The 15,410-nt window shown below is 75.1% G+C and carries 10 protein-coding genes; 3 read left to right on the plus strand and 7 right to left on the minus strand.

Annotated elements, in window-relative coordinates; genetic code table 11:
- The first annotated feature begins 75 nt into the window (after positions 1-75).
- Together C892_RS0110455 and C892_RS32175 are read left to right on the plus strand one after the other, a co-directional pair.
- Complete coding sequence (locus tag C892_RS0110455) at positions 76-2,067, plus strand: acyl-CoA dehydrogenase family protein (RefSeq protein ID WP_017557135.1); 1,992 nt, start codon at positions 76-78, stop codon at positions 2,065-2,067.
- A 222-nt stretch (positions 2,068-2,289) separates the two neighbouring features.
- Positions 2,290-2,439, plus strand: coding sequence for a hypothetical protein (locus C892_RS32175; protein WP_017557136.1), 150 nt, complete (start codon positions 2,290-2,292; stop codon positions 2,437-2,439).
- Positions 2,440-2,756: 317 nt separating this feature from the next.
- Here the strand turns inward: C892_RS32175 and C892_RS0110465 are convergent, their stop codons facing one another.
- A complete protein-coding gene (locus tag C892_RS0110465) occupies positions 2,757-3,833 on the minus strand; it encodes an acetate/propionate family kinase (protein ID WP_017557137.1) in 1,077 nt (358 codons plus the stop codon).
- Positions 3,834-3,864: 31 nt separating this feature from the next.
- A complete protein-coding gene (locus C892_RS0110470; RefSeq protein WP_017557138.1) occupies positions 3,865-6,240 on the minus strand; it encodes a phosphoketolase family protein in 2,376 nt (791 codons plus the stop codon).
- A 171-nt stretch (positions 6,241-6,411) separates the two neighbouring features.
- Between C892_RS0110470 and C892_RS0110475 the strand changes: the two genes are divergently transcribed.
- Positions 6,412-6,981, plus strand: coding sequence for a hypothetical protein (locus C892_RS0110475; protein WP_017557139.1), 570 nt, complete (start codon positions 6,412-6,414; stop codon positions 6,979-6,981).
- 10 nt (positions 6,982-6,991) lie between these two features.
- On the opposite strand, the gene C892_RS0110480 is transcribed toward C892_RS0110475, so the two are convergent.
- The 5 genes from C892_RS0110480 to C892_RS0110500 form a co-directional block, all read right to left on the minus strand.
- Positions 6,992-7,624 carry a TetR/AcrR family transcriptional regulator gene (locus C892_RS0110480; protein ID WP_017557140.1) on the minus strand — a complete coding sequence of 211 codons (633 nt, stop codon included), beginning with the start codon at positions 7,622-7,624 and terminating at the stop codon, positions 6,992-6,994.
- 91 nt (positions 7,625-7,715) lie between these two features.
- Positions 7,716-8,873, minus strand: coding sequence for an acyl-CoA dehydrogenase family protein (locus C892_RS0110485; RefSeq protein ID WP_017557141.1), 1,158 nt, complete (start codon positions 8,871-8,873; stop codon positions 7,716-7,718).
- A 546-nt stretch (positions 8,874-9,419) separates the two neighbouring features.
- A complete protein-coding gene (locus C892_RS0110490; protein ID WP_017557142.1) occupies positions 9,420-11,453 on the minus strand; it encodes an ATP-binding protein in 2,034 nt (677 codons plus the stop codon).
- Positions 11,454-11,496: 43 nt separating this feature from the next.
- Complete coding sequence (locus tag C892_RS0110495; RefSeq protein ID WP_017536794.1) at positions 11,497-13,092, minus strand: acyl-CoA carboxylase subunit beta; 1,596 nt, start codon at positions 13,090-13,092, stop codon at positions 11,497-11,499.
- Positions 13,089-14,816 (minus strand): acyclic terpene utilization AtuA family protein, encoded by a 1,728-nt coding sequence (locus C892_RS0110500; RefSeq protein WP_017557143.1) that lies wholly within the window; start codon positions 14,814-14,816, stop codon positions 13,089-13,091. Before C892_RS0110500 ends, C892_RS0110495 begins: the two co-directional genes overlap by 4 nt.
- Between the last annotated feature and the right edge of the window lie 594 nt (positions 14,817-15,410).

Consider the following 15,410-nt stretch of genomic DNA (forward strand, 5'->3'; position numbering starts at 1 on the left):
TGTCGGGCGGGTGCGCCCGGCCCCGCCCGTGGTAGGACGGCCGGGAGCGCGGAGCCGGATGGGGGCCTGGTGACGATGACCGATGCCGAGAAGGCGGAGCAGCACCCGCAGGAGGGCACCGAGCAGGCCCTGCGCGCCCTGCTCGACGGGCGGTGGGGCCGGGTCCGGGACGCCGTCCGGACGCACGTGCGGGGCGAGCGGTTCGCCCCCGTCGCCGGGCTGTCGGTGGAGGAGCACCGCGCCCGGGTCGCCGACCAGCTGGCGGCGCTCGCCCGCACCGAGGTCCCCGGCTACGGCTTCCCCGCCGAGGTCGGCGGCGCCGACGACCTGGGGGCCTCGTGCACGGCCTTCGAGATGCTCGTGGCCGACATGTCGCTGATGGTCAAGGTCGGCGTGCAGTGGGGGCTGTTCGGCGGCGCGATCCACGCGCTGGGCTCCGACGGCCAGCGCGCCGAGCACCTGCCCGGGGTGATCGGCCTGGAGGTGCCCGGCTGCTTCGCGATGACCGAGACCGGGCACGGGTCCGACGTGCAGCGGCTGCGCACCACCGCCGACTACGACCCCGGCTCGGGCATGTTCACGGTGCACACCCCCGACGAGGCGGCCCGCAAGGACTACATCGGCAACGCCGCCCGGGACGGGCGCGCGGCGGTGGTCTTCGCCCGGCTGCGCACGCGCGGCGAGGACCACGGGGTGCACGCCCTGCTGGTGCCGATCCGGGACGCCGACGGGCGGCCGCTGCCCGGGGTGGCGATCGGGGACTGCGGCCCCAAGGCCGGGCTGAACGGCGTCGACAACGGCCGCCTCACCTTCGACCGGGTGCGGGTGCCACGCTCGGCGCTGCTGAGCCGGTACGGCGCGGTCGCCGAGGACGGCACCTACTCCAGCCCCATCGCCGACCCCTCGCGCCGGTTCTTCACCATGCTCGGGACGCTGGTGCGGGGCCGGGTCAGCGTGGCCGGCGGGGCGGGCACCGCCGCCAAGGCGGCGCTGGCGATCGCGGTGCGCTACGGGGAGGCGCGGCGCCAGTTCACCCGGCCGGGATCGGCCTCGGAGGAGGTGCCGCTGCTGGACTACCGCGCCTACCAGCGCCGGCTGCTGCCCGCCCTGGCCCGCACCTACGCCCTGCACTTCGCCCAGCAGGAGCTGGTGGCGTCGCTGCACGACGCGCAGACCGGCGAGCGCCCGCTGGACGAGCACGGCCGGCGCGAGCTGGAGTCGCGCGCCGCCGGGCTGAAGGCGGTGGCCACCTGGCACGCCCTGGACACGGTGCAGGACTGCCGGGAGGCCTGCGGCGGCGCGGGCTACCTGGCCGCCAACCGCCTGCCGCAGCTGCGCGCGGACGTGGACGTGTTCACCACCTTCGAGGGCGACAACACGGTGCTGCTGCAGCTGCTGGCCAAGGCGCTGCTGACCGACTACCGGGACGCCTTCGGCGACCTGGACACCGCGGGCATGGTGCGCTTCGCCGCCGGCCAGGTGCTGGAGGGGGTGATCGAGCGCACCGCCGCCCGGTCGCTGATCGAGCGCCTGGTCAGCGCGGCGCCGGGCCGCGGGGACGCCGACGAGCTGCGGGACCGCGGGTGGCAGCTGCGGCTGCTGGAGGACCGCGAGGAGCACACGGTGGCGGGGCTGGCGCGGCGGCTGCGCCGGGCCGGCGGGGGCGACGGGCGCTCGGCCTTCGACGCCTTCAACCAGGCCCAGGACCACCTGCTGCGGGCGGCGCGGGTGCACGTGGACCGGGTGGTGCTGGAGGCGTTCGTCGCCGGGATCGACCGCTGCTCCGACGCCGGGGCGCGGCGGCTGCTGGAGAAGGTGTGCGACCTGTACGTGCTCTCGGTGGTCGAGGAGGACCGCGCCTGGTTCCTGGAGCACGAGCGCCTGTCCGGGACCCGGGCCAAGGCGGTGGTCAAGGCCGTGGACGAGCTCTGCGCCGACCTGCGCCCGCACGCGCGCACCCTGGTGGACGCCTTCGGCCTGCCCGACGAGTGGCTGGCCGCCCCCATCGCCCTGGGCGCGGAGGCCGAGCGCCAGGCGGCCCAGATCAACGCCGAGTCGGATAGTTGAACTTTCCTACACTCCGATGCATGCCTCAGAGATCGGGGGGAGTGGATCGATGAGCGCGAAGCACGGTCGGTCGAACCGTCGGTCTCTCAGGCGGATCCGCGCCGTCATGCGGCGGAAGAACCAGGTGACTCTGCCACGCGATGTGGCAGAGGCCCTCCACATCCGGGAGGGGATGAAGTCGAGTTCGCCATCGACGCGGACGGAGAGGTCGTCCTTCGCGGGATGACCGTGGTTCCCGCGGACCAGGCCTGGTTCTGGGAGAACTCCTGGCAGGAAGGCGAGTGCGAAGCAAGCGCTCAGATCGCGGAGGGCGATGTCGAGGAGTACGACGACGTGGACTCGATGTTCGACGCCCTGGACAAGGAGCGCTGAGCCCTGGCCACGTTCGCCGTTCCCCCGAAGTTCCGCGCCGACCTCAAACGACTGAGCGAAGCGCAGCACCGCCGTTTCCGGCACATCGTCAGGAACGAGTTCGCACCGGATGTCGACAAGGGCGAGTTCCGTCCTGGTCTGCGCGTCAAGCGCGTTCAAGGGGCGCCAGGCGCCTTCGAGGTGACATGGGCCCCTGACGGAAGGGCTACATGGGAATACGGCCGGGGGAAGATCCCTGGCAAGCCGCATGTCATCTGGCGCAGGGTCGGAACCCACAAGGTCTTCGTGCCCGGCCCCCGTGAGCCCTCCTCCGGACGTCAGGGCGCCAGGGTGCGCCGTACCTCGGCGGAGATCTCCAGGTCCTCCCTGGCGGTGAGGACCAGGGTGCGCACGGTCGCCCCCGGGGCGGTGACGTCGGTGTCGGTGTGCGCCTCCTCGTTGGCGGCGGCGTCCAGGGCCACGCCGAGGAACGCCAGCCCCTCGGCGGCCCCGGAGCGGACCGCGGGCTGGTGCTCGCCCACGCCCCCGGTGAAGACCAGCGTGTCCAGCCCGTTCAGGGAGGCCGCCATCGCCCCGATCTTGGCGCGCAGCCGGTGCAGGTAGACCCCCAGCCCCAGACGCGCCGCCGGGTCGCCGGCCTCGACCCGGTCCATCACGCGCCGCATGTCGGAGTCCCCGGTCAGCCCCGCCAGCCCGCCGCCGCGGTCCAGCCCGCCGGCCACCTCGTCGGGGGCCATCCCCCCGTACTGCAGCAGCCACAGCACCAGCCCCGGGTCCACGTCGCCGCTGCGCGTGGCCATGACCAGGCCCTCGGTCGGGGTGAACCCCATGGTGGTGTCCAGGCAGCGCCCGTCGCGCACCGCCGACAGCGACGCCCCCGCCCCCAGGTGGGCCACCACCAGCCGTCCCGGCGCGCGGCCCAGCAGCTCGGCGCTGCGCCGGGTCGCGTAGGAGTGCGAGAGCCCGTGGAAGCCGTACCTGCGCAGCCCCCACCCCTGGGGGATGGCGTAGGTGAAGGCCTCGGGCGGCAGCGTCGCGTGGAAGGCCGTGTCGAAGCAGGCCACGTGCGGGGTGTCGGGCAGGACCTTGCGGGCGGCCTCGATGCCCGCCAGCGCCTTGGGCACGTGCAGCGGCGCCAGCACCGCCACCGACCGGATGCGCTCCACCACCCGGTCGTCCAGCACCACGGGGTCGCGGAACTCCTCGCCGCCGTGCACCACCCGGTGGCCGACCGCGTCCACCCGCGGCAGCTCCGCCAGCGCGGCCTCCAGCTGCTCGGCGGTGACCGCGCCCTCGCGCAGCTCCAGGGTGCTGCTGCCCAGCTGCTCGTCGCCCGTCCCCAGGACCGCCAGCTTCACGCTGCTCGACCCGGTGTTGACGATCAGGACCTGCATACGGACCGCCCTTCCGCGCGTGCCGCGCCCCTCACCCCCGCCACGTCCAGTCGCGGACCTCGGGCGCGTCGTCGCCGTGCTCGCGAGTGTAGGCGCGGCAGCGCAGCCGCGCATCGTCCATCTGCTGCTTGAGGTGGGCCGCGCGCACGGCCAGCCCCGGGACGTGGTCGATGACGTCCATGACCAGGTGGTAGCGGTCCAGGTGGTTGAGCATGACCATGTCGAAGGGGGTGGTGGTCGTGCCCTCCTCGATGTAGCCGCGCACGTGCAGGTTGTCGTGGCCCCGGCGCCGGTAGGTCAGGCGGTGGATGAGCCACGGGTAGCCGTGGAAGGCGAAGATGATCGGCTTGTCGGTGGTGAACAGCGCGTCGAACTCGCGGTCGGTGATGCCGTGCGGGTGCTCCTCGGCGGGCTGCAGCCGCATCAGGTCCACCACGTTGACCAGCCGTACCTTCAGCTGCGGCAGGTGGGTGCGGAGCAGGTCGGCGGCGGCCAGCGCCTCCATGGTGGGCACGTCCCCGGCGCAGGCCAGCACCACGTCGGGCTCCTCGCCGTCGTCGGAGCTGGCCCACCCCCAGATGCCCAGGCCGCGGATGCAGTGCGCCTGCGCCTGGTCCATGTCCAGGTAGCTCAGTCCGGGCTGCTTGCCGGCGATCATGACGTTGACCGTGTCGCGCAGGCGCAGGCAGTGGTCGGCGGTGGCGAGCAGGGTGTTGGTGTCCGGCGGCAGGTAGACCCGGATGATCTCGGGCTTCTTGTTGACGACGTGGTCGATGAAGCCGGGGTCCTGGTGGCTGAAGCCGTTGTGGTCCTGGCGCCACACGTGCGAGCTGAGCAGGTAGTTCAGCGAGGCGATGGGGCGCCGCCAGGGGATGGTGCGGGTGGTCTTGAGCCACTTGGCGTGCTGGTTGAACATCGAGTCGACGATGTGGATGAAGGCCTCGTAGCTGTTGAACAGCCCGTGCCGCCCGGTGAGCAGGTAGCCCTCCAGCCAGCCCTGGCACAGGTGCTCGCTGAGCACCTCCATGACCCGCCCGTCGGGGGCCATGTCCTCGTCGGTGGGCAGCAGCCCCTCGTTCCAGGTCCGGTCGGTGGCCTCGAAGACCGCGGCGAGCCGGTTGGAGGCGGTCTCGTCGGGGCCGAAGATGCGGAAGTCGTCGGGGTTGAGGCGGATGACGTCGCGCAGCAGCGTGCCCAGGACCCGGGTGGCCTCGTGCTTGACCGCGCCCGGCTCGGGCACCTCCACGGCGTAGTCCCGGAAGTCGGGCAGGGTCAGGTCCTTGAGCAGCAGGCCGCCGTTGGCGCGCGGGTTGGCGCTGATGCGCAGCGGCCCCTCGGGGACGAGGCGGACGGCCTCCCCCACCGGCGCCCCGTCGGAGTCGAACAGCTCCTCGGGCCGGTAGGAGCGCATCCACTCCTCCAGCATCCTGAGGTGCTCGGGGTTCTCCCGCATCCGGGCCAGCGGGACCTGGTGGGAGCGCCACGTGCCCTCCACCGGCAGGCCGTCGACCTCGGACGGGCCCGTCCACCCCTTGGGGGTGCGCAGCACGATCATCGGCCATTTGGGGTCGCCCCGGTCGCCGCCCGAGCGCGCCCGCTCCTGCAGGCCGGTGATCTCGTCCAGGACCGTGTCGAGCACCCCGGCCATCTCCCGGTGCATCACGTCCGGGTCGTCTCCGGCGACGAAGAAGGGCCGGTGGCCGTACCCCTCCAGGAGAGAGGCCAGCTCGCTCTCGGGCATGCGCGCCAGCACCGTCGGCCCGGCGATCTTGTAGCCGTTCAGGTGCAGGACGGGCAGGACCGCCCCGTCGGTGACGGGGTTGACGAACTTGTTCGACAGCCAGCTGTTGGCGAGCGGCCCGGTCTCGGCCTCGCCGTCGCCGACCACCGCGGCGGCGACCAGGCCGGGGGTGTCGAAGACCGCCCCGTAGGCGTGCGAGAGGACGTAGCCCAGTTCGCCGCCCTCGTGGATGGACCCGGGGGTCTCCGGTGCGTAGTGCGAGGGCACCCCGCCGGGGAAGGAGAACTGGCGGAAGAGCTTCCGCATGCCCTCGGCGTCCTGGGTGACCTCCGGGTAGACCTCGGAGTAGGTGCCGTCGAGCCAGGCCGTCGCCACCCCTGAGGGGCCGCCGTGGCCCGGGCCCATCAGCCACATCATGTCGGTCCCGCGCTTGGTCACCTGGCGCTGCAGGTGCGCGTAGACGAAGTTCAGCCCCGGGGTGGTGCCCCAGTGGCCCAGCAGGCGGGGCTTGATGTGCTCGGGGCGCAGGGGCTCCCGCAGCAGGGGGTTGTCGAGGAGGTAGATCTGGCCGACGGACAGGTAGTTGGCGGCCCGCCAGTACATGTCGACCTGCCGGACCTCGTCCTGCGTGAGGGAGTCCCGTACCCGGGGTTCTGTGGTGGTCATCGCATCCCCTCGTCGATCGCGCGCGGCGTCGGACCGCTGGGTGCCACTACCCAGTCGTCATTCCGACTATGGATGCCCAGGGGTCATCGGAACCCCATCCGGACGCCTCGTTTCGCCCATGGCGCGGCGGACGTCGTCGGCAGGGCGGCGGCGCGGGTAGGTTGGCGCGCAATGACTACCACTCCAGAAGACGGAGGGGCCGCGGCCCCCCGCGACGACGACCGCGCGGACGAAGTCCGGCCCGGGCCGGACTTCGCGCCCGCCTCCACCCCTGACGAGACGGAACCGCACCAGGGCGCCTATGGAGAGGTCGCACAGGCCCCGGAGGGGGAGGCCACCGCCGAGGTCCAGGACGGAGAGCAGGAGGAGGAGCAGCGGACCAAGCCCCGCAGCCGATTCGCGAGCGTGCTGACCCCCGAGGCGTTCGGCATCGCCTCACTGCTGTCCCTGCTGGCGTCGTTCGCGGGCACCCGCGTCGTGGAGGTCGTCGCGAGCGTGACGGCCACGTCCCAGGAGGGCGCGCTCAAGGCCCTGGCCCTGGGCGACGCGGTGCCCGCACTGCTGGCGGCCGTCCTCGCCGTCGGGGCGCTCTCGGCGTCCTCCTCCGAGACCCGTTCCTGGACGCGCTGGCTGTGCGGGGGCGTGCTCATCGTCGCGGTGCTGGCCGTCCTGGCCGCGGCGGGGGCGTACCTGCTGGTGCCTCCGCCGGCCCCGATGCCGCCGATGGTCCCCGGCAACTGACCCGGGAGGCTCAGCGGGTCCGCTCCGCCAGTTCGCGGTCGAGGATGCGGGCCCACTGGCCGACGATGCGCCGGCGGCGCGCCGTGTCGTCGGTGAGCAGGGCGGCCAGGCCCAGGCCGCGCCCCATGTCCAGGGTCGCCTGCACGGTCTCGCGCACCCCGGGGGCGGACTCGTCGGCGCCCAGCACCTCCACCGCCGCCCGGTGCGCCTCCCGTCCGACGTGCTCCTCCAGCGGGATGACCGACGCGCGCAGCGCGGGATCGCTGGCGGCCGACGCCCACAGCTGCAGCGCGGCCGAGAACACCGGCCCGCAGTAGGCGTCGACCAGCATCTCCACCACGGCCTCGGTGCGCCCGGGGCCGCTCGGCAGCCGTTCGGCGCTCTCGCGCAGGTCGGCCATGCGGGTGTCGCTCATGTGCCGCAGCGCGGCGGTGAACAGGTCCTCGCGGGTGCGGAAGTGGTGCTGGGCGGCGCCGCGGGACACCCCGGCCCGCTCGGCGACCGCGCCCACCGTCGTCCCGGCCACGCCCCGGTCCGCCAGGCACGCCACGGCGGCCTCCAGCAGGCGGCGCCGGGTGGCCCTGCTGCGCTCCTGGCGCGGTTCGCGCTCCCCGCCCCGCTCCGCCCCGCGCACGGTCCCCATGTGCTCCGTCCCCCCTGGTCGCGTCGCCGCCAACCTAACGGCAGTGCGGCGCTCCGCGGAACACGCGCGGCGGCGGGCCCGCGGCTCCGGGTCAGTACGACTTCGGCAGGCCGAGGGAGTGCTGGGCGACGTAGTTGAGCACCATCTCCCGGCTGACCGGCGCGATCCGGCCCAGCCGGGAGGCGGTGACGGCGGCCCCCAGCCCGTACTCGGTGGCCAGCCCGTTGCCGCCGAGGGTCTGCACCGCCTGGTCCACGGCCCGGGCCGAGGCCTCCCCGGCCGCGTACTTGGCCATGTTGGCGGCCTCGCCCGCGCCCGCGTCGTCCCCGGCGTCGTAGAGGGCGGCGGCCTTCTGCGTCATCAGGCGGGCCAGTTCGACCTCCACCTTGACCTGGGCCAGGGGGTGGGACAGTCCCTGGTGGGCGCCGATGGGGCGGCCCCACACCTCGCGCTGGGAGGCGTAGCCCACCGCGCGCTCCAGGGCGTGCAGGGCCGAGCCGGTGGCCAGCGAGGCGGCCATGATCCGCTCGGGGTTGAGCCCGGCGAACAGCTGCATCAGCCCGCTCCCGGGGTCGCCGACCAGGGCGTCGGCGGGGAGCCGGACCCCGTCCATGAACAGGGCGAACTGGTGGTCGGGGCTGACCAGGTCCATCTCGATGCGGCGCGCCTCGAACCCGGGGGCGTCGGTGGGGACCATGAACAGGGCCGGGGCGAGCCGCCCGGTCGCGGTGTCCTCCATGCGGCCGACGACGAAGACCGCGTCGGCGACGTCCACACCGGAGATGAAGGTCTTGCGGCCGGAGAGCACCCACCCGTCGCCGTCCGGGCGCGCGGTGGTGGTGATGTTGTGCGCGTTGGAGCCGGCGTCGGGCTCGGTGATGGCGAAGGCGAGGATGCTCTCGCCGGAGGCGATGCCCGGCAGCCAGCGCCGGCGCTGCTCGGGGGTGCCGAAGCGGGCCAGGACGGTCCCGCAGATGGCGGGCGAGACCACCGTCATCAGGGTGGGGCAGCCGGCCGCGGAGAACTCCTCGAGCACGGCGGCCAGGTCGCCGATGCCGCCGCCTCCGCCGCCGAACTCCTCGGGGAGGTTGACCCCGAGGTAGCCGAGCTTGCCCGCCTCGGCCCACAGCTCGGTCAGGTAGGCGCCCTCGCGGGCCTTGGCGCGGTAGTAGTCGCCGCCGTAGGAGGAGGCGAAGGAGCGGACGGCCTCGCGCAGGGCGAGGCGCTCGTCGGATTCGGTGAATCGCATGCTGGGCCCTTCACTGGGTCGAGGGGGCGAGGGGTCGCCGGGGTTCGCGCGGCCGGGGGCGGAGGTGTTCCCGGGTTCGTTCCCACCCCGCGGTTTCCGGCCCACCCGGGGCGGCGCGGGGCCCCCGGGAGGAGGCGCGGAGCGCGGTCCCCCGCCTGCCGGGGCGGGGCACGGGGCCGCCCGAGCGCGCCGGGCGGCCCCGGTTCCGGCCGCCTCCGCCGGCCGGGACCGTGCGCGTCGCTGGACCACCGCCGCACACCCGGTGCGCGGCAATGGTCCGAAGCCCGAAACCACAGGGCAGGGCCGGTCCGGAAGCCGTGCGGCCCCGCCGACGCCCGACCCCCTGTCCACGCCGGCCTGCACGAACGGAGTCGCCGCCGCACGAGGGGGGGAACGGGGAGGGGACGCCCACCGGCCCCGGGGCCTCCCGTAAGCAGAGGCGGTACACCGCTCCCGAGGGCACCGCGGCCGGCGCGCGCTCCCCGGACGGCGGTGGCCCCTTCGACGACGGAGACGGCGTCAGGACCGCCCTCCGAGCCGGAGCACTCATGCCCGTTCCTGCGGGTCCGGAGGGCCGTCGGGCTCGACGACGGCCAGGACCGTCCCGGTGTCGGTGCGGGCGCCCTCCGCCGCCACCTCGGACACCGTCCCGGAGACCGGGGCGCTGATCTCGTGCTCCATCTTCATCGCCTCCAGCCACAGCAGCGGCCGCCCCTCCTCCACCCGCTCTCCTGCACAGGCGGCGACCCGCGTCACCGTGCCCGGCATGGGCGCCAGCAGGGTGCCCGGGGTGTGCGCCGCCTCCCGCTCGGGGAAGCGGTCCAGCGGCTCCAGCGCCACCGGCCCCAGCACGGAGTCCACGTACACGGCGCCGGCGCCGCGGGCGACCTCGAACGCCCGCAGGACGCCGTCGACCAGCAGTTCCACCCGGTCGGGCGCGGCACCGCGCAGCACCACCCGGCCCGTGTCCCCGACCGGCACCGGCACCGGTCCGCCGCGTCCGGAGGCGTAGGCCGCCTCGACCTCCTCGCCGGAGGGCCCCCGGTAGCGGCGGGTGTGCGGCGCCGAGGGCAGGTTGCGCCACCCGGCCGGCAGGCCGCCCAGCACCGGCGCCCGCTCCCGGTTGCGCTCGGCCTCCGCCAGGGCCGCGGCCAGCGCCGACAGCCGCACCGCGCGCTCGTCGGCCAGCGGAAGGGCCAGTTCGGGAGGGCGGCCCTGCGCTGTGCGCCCGCCGGTGCCGTGGTCGTCGAGCCCCTGCTCGGCCAGGAAGCGGATGTGCATGTCCCCGGCGGTGAACACCGGGTGGCGCAGCACCCGCACCAGCAGGTCCCGGTTGGCGCCCACCCCGTGCAGGCGCGCCCCGGCCAGCGCCGCGGACAGGCGGCGCAGCGCGTCGTCCCGGTTCCGCCCCCAGGCGATGACCTTGGCCAGCATCGGGTCGAACTCCACCCCGACCCGGGTGCCCTCCTCCACCCCGGAGTCCACCCGCACGCCGAAGCCGTCGGGCACCGTGAAGCGCGCCCGCGCCGCCGGGACGTCGAAGCGGGCCACGGTGCCGCTGTGCGGCCGCCAGCCGGCCGCCGGGTCCTCGGCGTACAGCCGCGCCTGGACGGCGTGCCCGCGCGGGGCGGGCGGCCCCTCCGGCGGCAGCGCCTCCCCCTCGGCGATGCGCAGCTGCCACTCCACCAGGTCCAGCCCGGTGACGCACTCGGTGACGGGGTGCTCCACCTGGAGCCGGGTGTTCATCTCCAGGAAGGCGGGGGTGCCGTCGGCGCCGACGAGGAACTCGGCCGTCCCGGCGCCGGTGTAGCCGATGGCGCCGGCCATCCGCCGGGCCGCCTCGTGCAGCCGCTCGCGCAGGGCGGGGTCCAGGCCGGGCGCGGGCGCCTCCTCGACCACCTTCTGGTGGCGCCGCTGCACCGAGCAGTCGCGGTCGCCCACCGCCCACACCGTGCCGTGCGCGTCGGCCAGGACCTGCACCTCCACGTGGCGCCCGTGTTCGACGTAGGGCTCGCAGAACACGGCCGGGTCGCCGAAGGCGGCGGCCGCCTCGGCCCGGGCGGACTCGGCCGCCGCCTCCAGGCCGACCAGGTCCCGCACGATCCGCATGCCCCGGCCGCCCCCGCCCGCGGAGGCCTTCACCAGCACCGGCAGGTCGCCGGCGGTGACCCGTCCGGGGTCCAGGGCGGCGGAGACCGGCACCCCGGCGCGCTCGGCCAGCGCCTTGGCCGCGGTCTTGGACCCCATCGCCTCGATCGCCTCGGCCGGCGGGCCGATCCAGGTCAGGCCGGCCTTGACGACGGCGCGGGCGAAGGCGGCGCTCTCGGACAGGAAGCCGTAGCCGGGGTGCACCGCGTCCGCGCCGGCCCGCTCGGCCGCCTCCACCAGGGCCTCGGGGCGCAGGTAGGCGGCGGCGCCCCCGCCCTCCAGCGGCACCGCGGCGTCGGCCTCGCGCACGTGCGGCGCGCCGGCGTCGGCGGCCGCGTACACCGCGACCGTGCCCAGGCCCATGTCCCGGCAGGTGCGCATGGCCCTGCGGGCGATCTCGCCGCGGTTGGCGACCAGTACGGTGCCGATCATCTGCGGGCTCCTCCCATCGTCGCCTCCGCCGCGCTCGCGGCGCTCACATCCGGAAGACGCCGAAGCCGTCGGCGCCGCGGACGGGGGCGTTGTGCACGGCCGACAGGCACAGGCCCAGGACGGTGCGGGTGTCGCGGGGGTCGATCACCCCGTCGTCGTAGACCCGGCCGGACAGGAACAGCGGCAGCGACTCGGCCTCGATCTGCCGCTCGACCGCCTCGCGCATGGCCGCGTCGTCGGCGTCGGAGTAGGCGCGGCCCTTGGCGGCGGCGGAGGCGCGGGCGACGATCGACAGCACCCCGGCCAGCTGCTTGGGGCCCATCACCGCCGACTTGGCGCTGGGCCAGGAGAACAGGAAGCGGGGGTCGTAGGCCCTGCCGCACATGCCGTAGTGGCCGGCGCCGTAGGAGGCGCCCATGAGCACCGACAGGTGCGGCACGGTGCTGTTGGAGACCGCGTTGATCATCATGGCGCCGTGCTTGATGATGCCGCCCTGCTCGTATTCGCGGCCGACCATGTACCCGGTGGTGTTGTGCAGGAACAGCAGGGGCGTGTCGGCCCGGTCGGCCAGCTGGATGAACTGGGCGGCCTTCTGCGACTCCTCGCTGAACAGGACCCCCTGGGCGTTGGCGAGCACCCCGACCGGGTGGCCGTGCAGGCGGCCCCAGCCGGTGACGAGGCTGGCCCCGTAGGCGGGCTTGAACTCGTCGAACTCCGAGGCGTCGAGGATGCGGGCCAGCACCTCGCGCGGGTCGAAGGGGGTGCGCAGGTCGTCGGGGACGATCCCGGCGAGCTCCTCGGGGTCGTGCAGCGGGTCGGCGGCGGGCGCGGGCGCGGGGCCGGCCTTGCGGTGGTTGAGCCGGGCGACGATGCGGCGGCCGATGCGCAGCGCGTCGTGCTCGTCATCGGCCAGGTGGTCGGCGAGCCCGGACACCCGGGCGTGCATCTCGGCGCCGCCCAGGGACTCGTCGTCGCTCTTCTCGCCGGTGGCCATCTCGACCAGCGGCGGCCCGCCGAGGAAGACCTTGGAGCGTTCGCGCACCATGACCACGTGGTCGCTCATGCCCGGCACGTACGCGCCGCCGGCCGTGGAGTTGCCGAAGACCAGGGCGATGGTGGGGATCCCGGCGGCCGAGAGCCGGGTCAGGTCGCGGAAGAGCCGCCCGCCGGGGATGAAGATCTCGCTCTGGCTCGGCAGGTCGGCCCCGCCGGACTCCACCAGGTTGACCAGCGGCATCCGGTTCTGCTCGGCGATCTCCATCGCCCGCATGGTCTTGCGGCCGGTCCAGGGGTTGCTGGCGCCGCCGCGCACGGTGGGGTCGTTGGCCACCACCACGCACTCCACGCCCTCGACGACGCCGATGCCGGTGACCACGCTGGCGCCCACCGGGTAGTCGCTGCCCCAGGCGGCCAGCGGGGACAGCTCCAGGAACGGCGCGTCCGCGTCGAGCAGCAGCTCGATGCGCTCGCGCACCAGGAGCTTGCCGCGGGAGCGGTGCCGCTCGGCGTACTTGGGGCCGCCCCCGGCCAGGGCCTTGGCGTGTTCGGCGGCGATCTCGTCGAGCTTGGAGAGCATGGCCGCGCGGGCGGCCGTGTAGGAGGGGGCGGCGGGGTCGAGGCGGGAGCGCAGGGCGGTCACGGCAGCAGGGCCTCCGGGATGTCGAGGTGGCGCCCGCGCAGCCACTCGCCGAGCGCCTTGGCCTGCGGGTCGGAGCGGGCGCGGCTGCCCGCGCCGCCGCCGAGCAGGCCCTCGACGACGAAGTTCAGGGCGCGCAGGCCGGGCAGCACGTGGCGGGTGACGGTCAGCGGCGCGGTCTCGGGCAGCAGCCGGGCGAACTCCTCGGCGGTGAGGGTGTGCACGAGCCAGGGCCAGGCCCGGTCGGTGCGGGCCCAGACGCCGACGTTGGCGTCGGCGCCCTTGTCGCCGCTGCGGGCCCCGGCGACCAGGCCGAGCGGGGCGCGGCGCACCGGGCCCGCCTCGGGCGGGGGCGGCGGTGCGGGCTCGGCGACGGGGGCGAGCCCGGAGGTCCGGGGCGGCGGCGGCACGGGCCGGCGGGTCCCGTCGGGCAGGACGGCGGTGTGCGCGGCCTCGGCGGCGGGGACGGTGGCGGCGGTGAAGGCGACCCCGTCGGGCCGGGCGTCGCCGGGCGGGGCGGTGGCGTGGAAGCCGGGGACGCCCGCCAGCGCCAGTTCCACGGCGGTCTTGGCGAAGCGGCGGCCGACCTTGGCACGGTCGGGGTCGGCGGCGGTGATCCGCAGCGGGACCGAGGCGCCGTCCTGGTCGGGGGCGTCGGGGTCGGCGGGCGGGCCGAGCCGGAACTCCAGCCTGCGGGGCTCGCGCCCGCGCAGGGCCGCGCGCAGCTGCCGCTCGGTGAGCTCGGCCTTGGCGGCGACGTCCAGGCCGGTGAGCACCAGGGTGAGGTCGTTGCGGAACCCGTCCACGTGGTTCATGCCGACCTTGAGGCCCGGCGGGGGCGCCTCTCCGCGCACCCCGTGCACGCGCACCCGGTCGGGGCCGTCCGCGGTGAGGCGGACGGTGTCGAGGCGGGCGGTGGCGTCGGGGTTGGGGTAGCGGGCGCCGGCGACCTCGTAGAGGAGCTGGGCGGTGACCGTTCCGGTGGTGACGGCGCCGCCGGCCCCGGGGTGCTTGGTGATGACCGAGGACCCGTCGGCGTGCACCTCGGCGACGGGGAAGCCGGGGCGGGTCAGGTCGTGCCCCTGGGCCTCCAGTTCGGTGAAGAAGGGGTAGTTGCCGCCGGTGGCCTGGGCGCCGCACTCGATGATGTGCCCGGCGACGACGGCCCCGGCCAGGGCGTCGTGGTCGGTCGGTGACCACCCGAAGCGCGCGGCGGCGGGGCCGACGGCCAGGGAGGCGTCGGTGACCCGGCCGGTGACCACGACGTCGGCGCCGGCGCGCAGGCATTCGGCGATGCCGAAGGCACCGAGGTAGGCGTTGGCGGTGAGCGGGGAGCCGAGGCCGAGCTCGGCGGCGCGGGGCAGCAGGTCGTCGCCGTCGACGCGGGCGATGCGCACGTCCAGGCCGAGCCTGCGGGCGAGCTCGCGCAGCCGGTCGGCGAGCCCGGCGGGGTTGAGGCCCCCGGCGTTGGCGACCACCGCCACCCCGCGGTCGGCGGCGGTGCCCAGGCACTCCTCCATCTGCCGCAGGAAGGTCCGGGCGTAGCCGAGGGAGGGGTCCCCGAGCCGGTCCCGCCCGAGGATGAGCATGGTGAGCTCGGCGAGGTAGTCCCCGGTCAGCACGTCGAGCGGCCCGCCGTCGAGCATCTCCCGGACCGCGGAGAAGCGGTCCCCGTAGAACCCGGAGGCGTTCCCGATCCGGATCGGTGTGGCGCCGGTCTCACCCATGCCGACGAGCGTGCCACGCACCCGCCCGAAAAACAAGCACGCGTGCTTGTTTTTCGGGCGGCGGCCCCCTGCCCCAGCGCCCGCCACTCGACAGCACCCCTACTCATGGCCACCGGCCGGGCGCCGGGGCAGCGCAGGTCAAGGCAGATGAGCGACGACGAAGAAGCGAGGCGGACCCCCTGGGCCACCGGTCGACCACCAGGCCTCTCGCACTACCGGCGACGAGCAGCGGCAACGGGCCGGCCGGTGCCCCGCTCCGGCTTGCCTGCCGGGCGGCGGGCCGTCGGGGTGCAGGGGGAGGGCGGCGACGACACGGCACGGCGGTCCGCGGTGCCGCTGGTCGGGCGCCGGGTCGCCCGTGGCCCGGGGAGACGGCGGCGACGGCACGGCCGGTGCCCCGCTCACGGCCCCCGGCCGGGCGCCGCGCCTCTCGCGGTCCGGACGGTCGTGTCCGCTGGAGTGGTGGAGCTTTCAGCCGCGTCTTTGTGAGAGGTGCGACCACTGCGGCGCCATCGGCGACCCCGCCCAGGGCGCGCGCCCCCTCCTCGTCGTTGATCTCGGGAAAGTCGGGGTAATACCGGCGAGTATTACCCC

The sequence above is a fragment of the Nocardiopsis baichengensis YIM 90130 genome (genome assembly GCF_000341205.1).
GTDB lineage: Bacteria > Actinomycetota > Actinomycetes > Streptosporangiales > Streptosporangiaceae > Nocardiopsis_A > Nocardiopsis_A halophila.

Excerpts from the sequence above, each read along its gene's own strand:
- C892_RS32175 (WP_017557136.1), top strand. The coding sequence starts at position 2,290 with ATGACCGTGGTTCCCGCGGACCAGGCCTGGTTCTGGGAGAACTCCTGG.
- C892_RS0110465 (WP_017557137.1), bottom strand. The coding sequence starts at position 3,833 with ATGCAGGTCCTGATCGTCAACACCGGGTCGAGCAGCGTGAAGCTGGCG.
- C892_RS0110485 (WP_017557141.1), bottom strand. The coding sequence starts at position 8,873 with ATGCGATTCACCGAATCCGACGAGCGCCTCGCCCTGCGCGAGGCCGTC.
- C892_RS0110470 (WP_017557138.1), bottom strand. The coding sequence starts at position 6,240 with ATGACCACCACAGAACCCCGGGTACGGGACTCCCTCACGCAGGACGAG.
- C892_RS0110500 (WP_017557143.1), bottom strand. The coding sequence starts at position 14,816 with ATGGGTGAGACCGGCGCCACACCGATCCGGATCGGGAACGCCTCCGGG.
- C892_RS0110490 (WP_017557142.1), bottom strand. The coding sequence starts at position 11,453 with ATGATCGGCACCGTACTGGTCGCCAACCGCGGCGAGATCGCCCGCAGG.
- C892_RS0110455 (WP_017557135.1), top strand. The coding sequence starts at position 76 with ATGACCGATGCCGAGAAGGCGGAGCAGCACCCGCAGGAGGGCACCGAG.
- C892_RS0110480 (WP_017557140.1), bottom strand. The coding sequence starts at position 7,624 with ATGGGGACCGTGCGCGGGGCGGAGCGGGGCGGGGAGCGCGAACCGCGC.
- C892_RS0110475 (WP_017557139.1), top strand. The coding sequence starts at position 6,412 with ATGACTACCACTCCAGAAGACGGAGGGGCCGCGGCCCCCCGCGACGAC.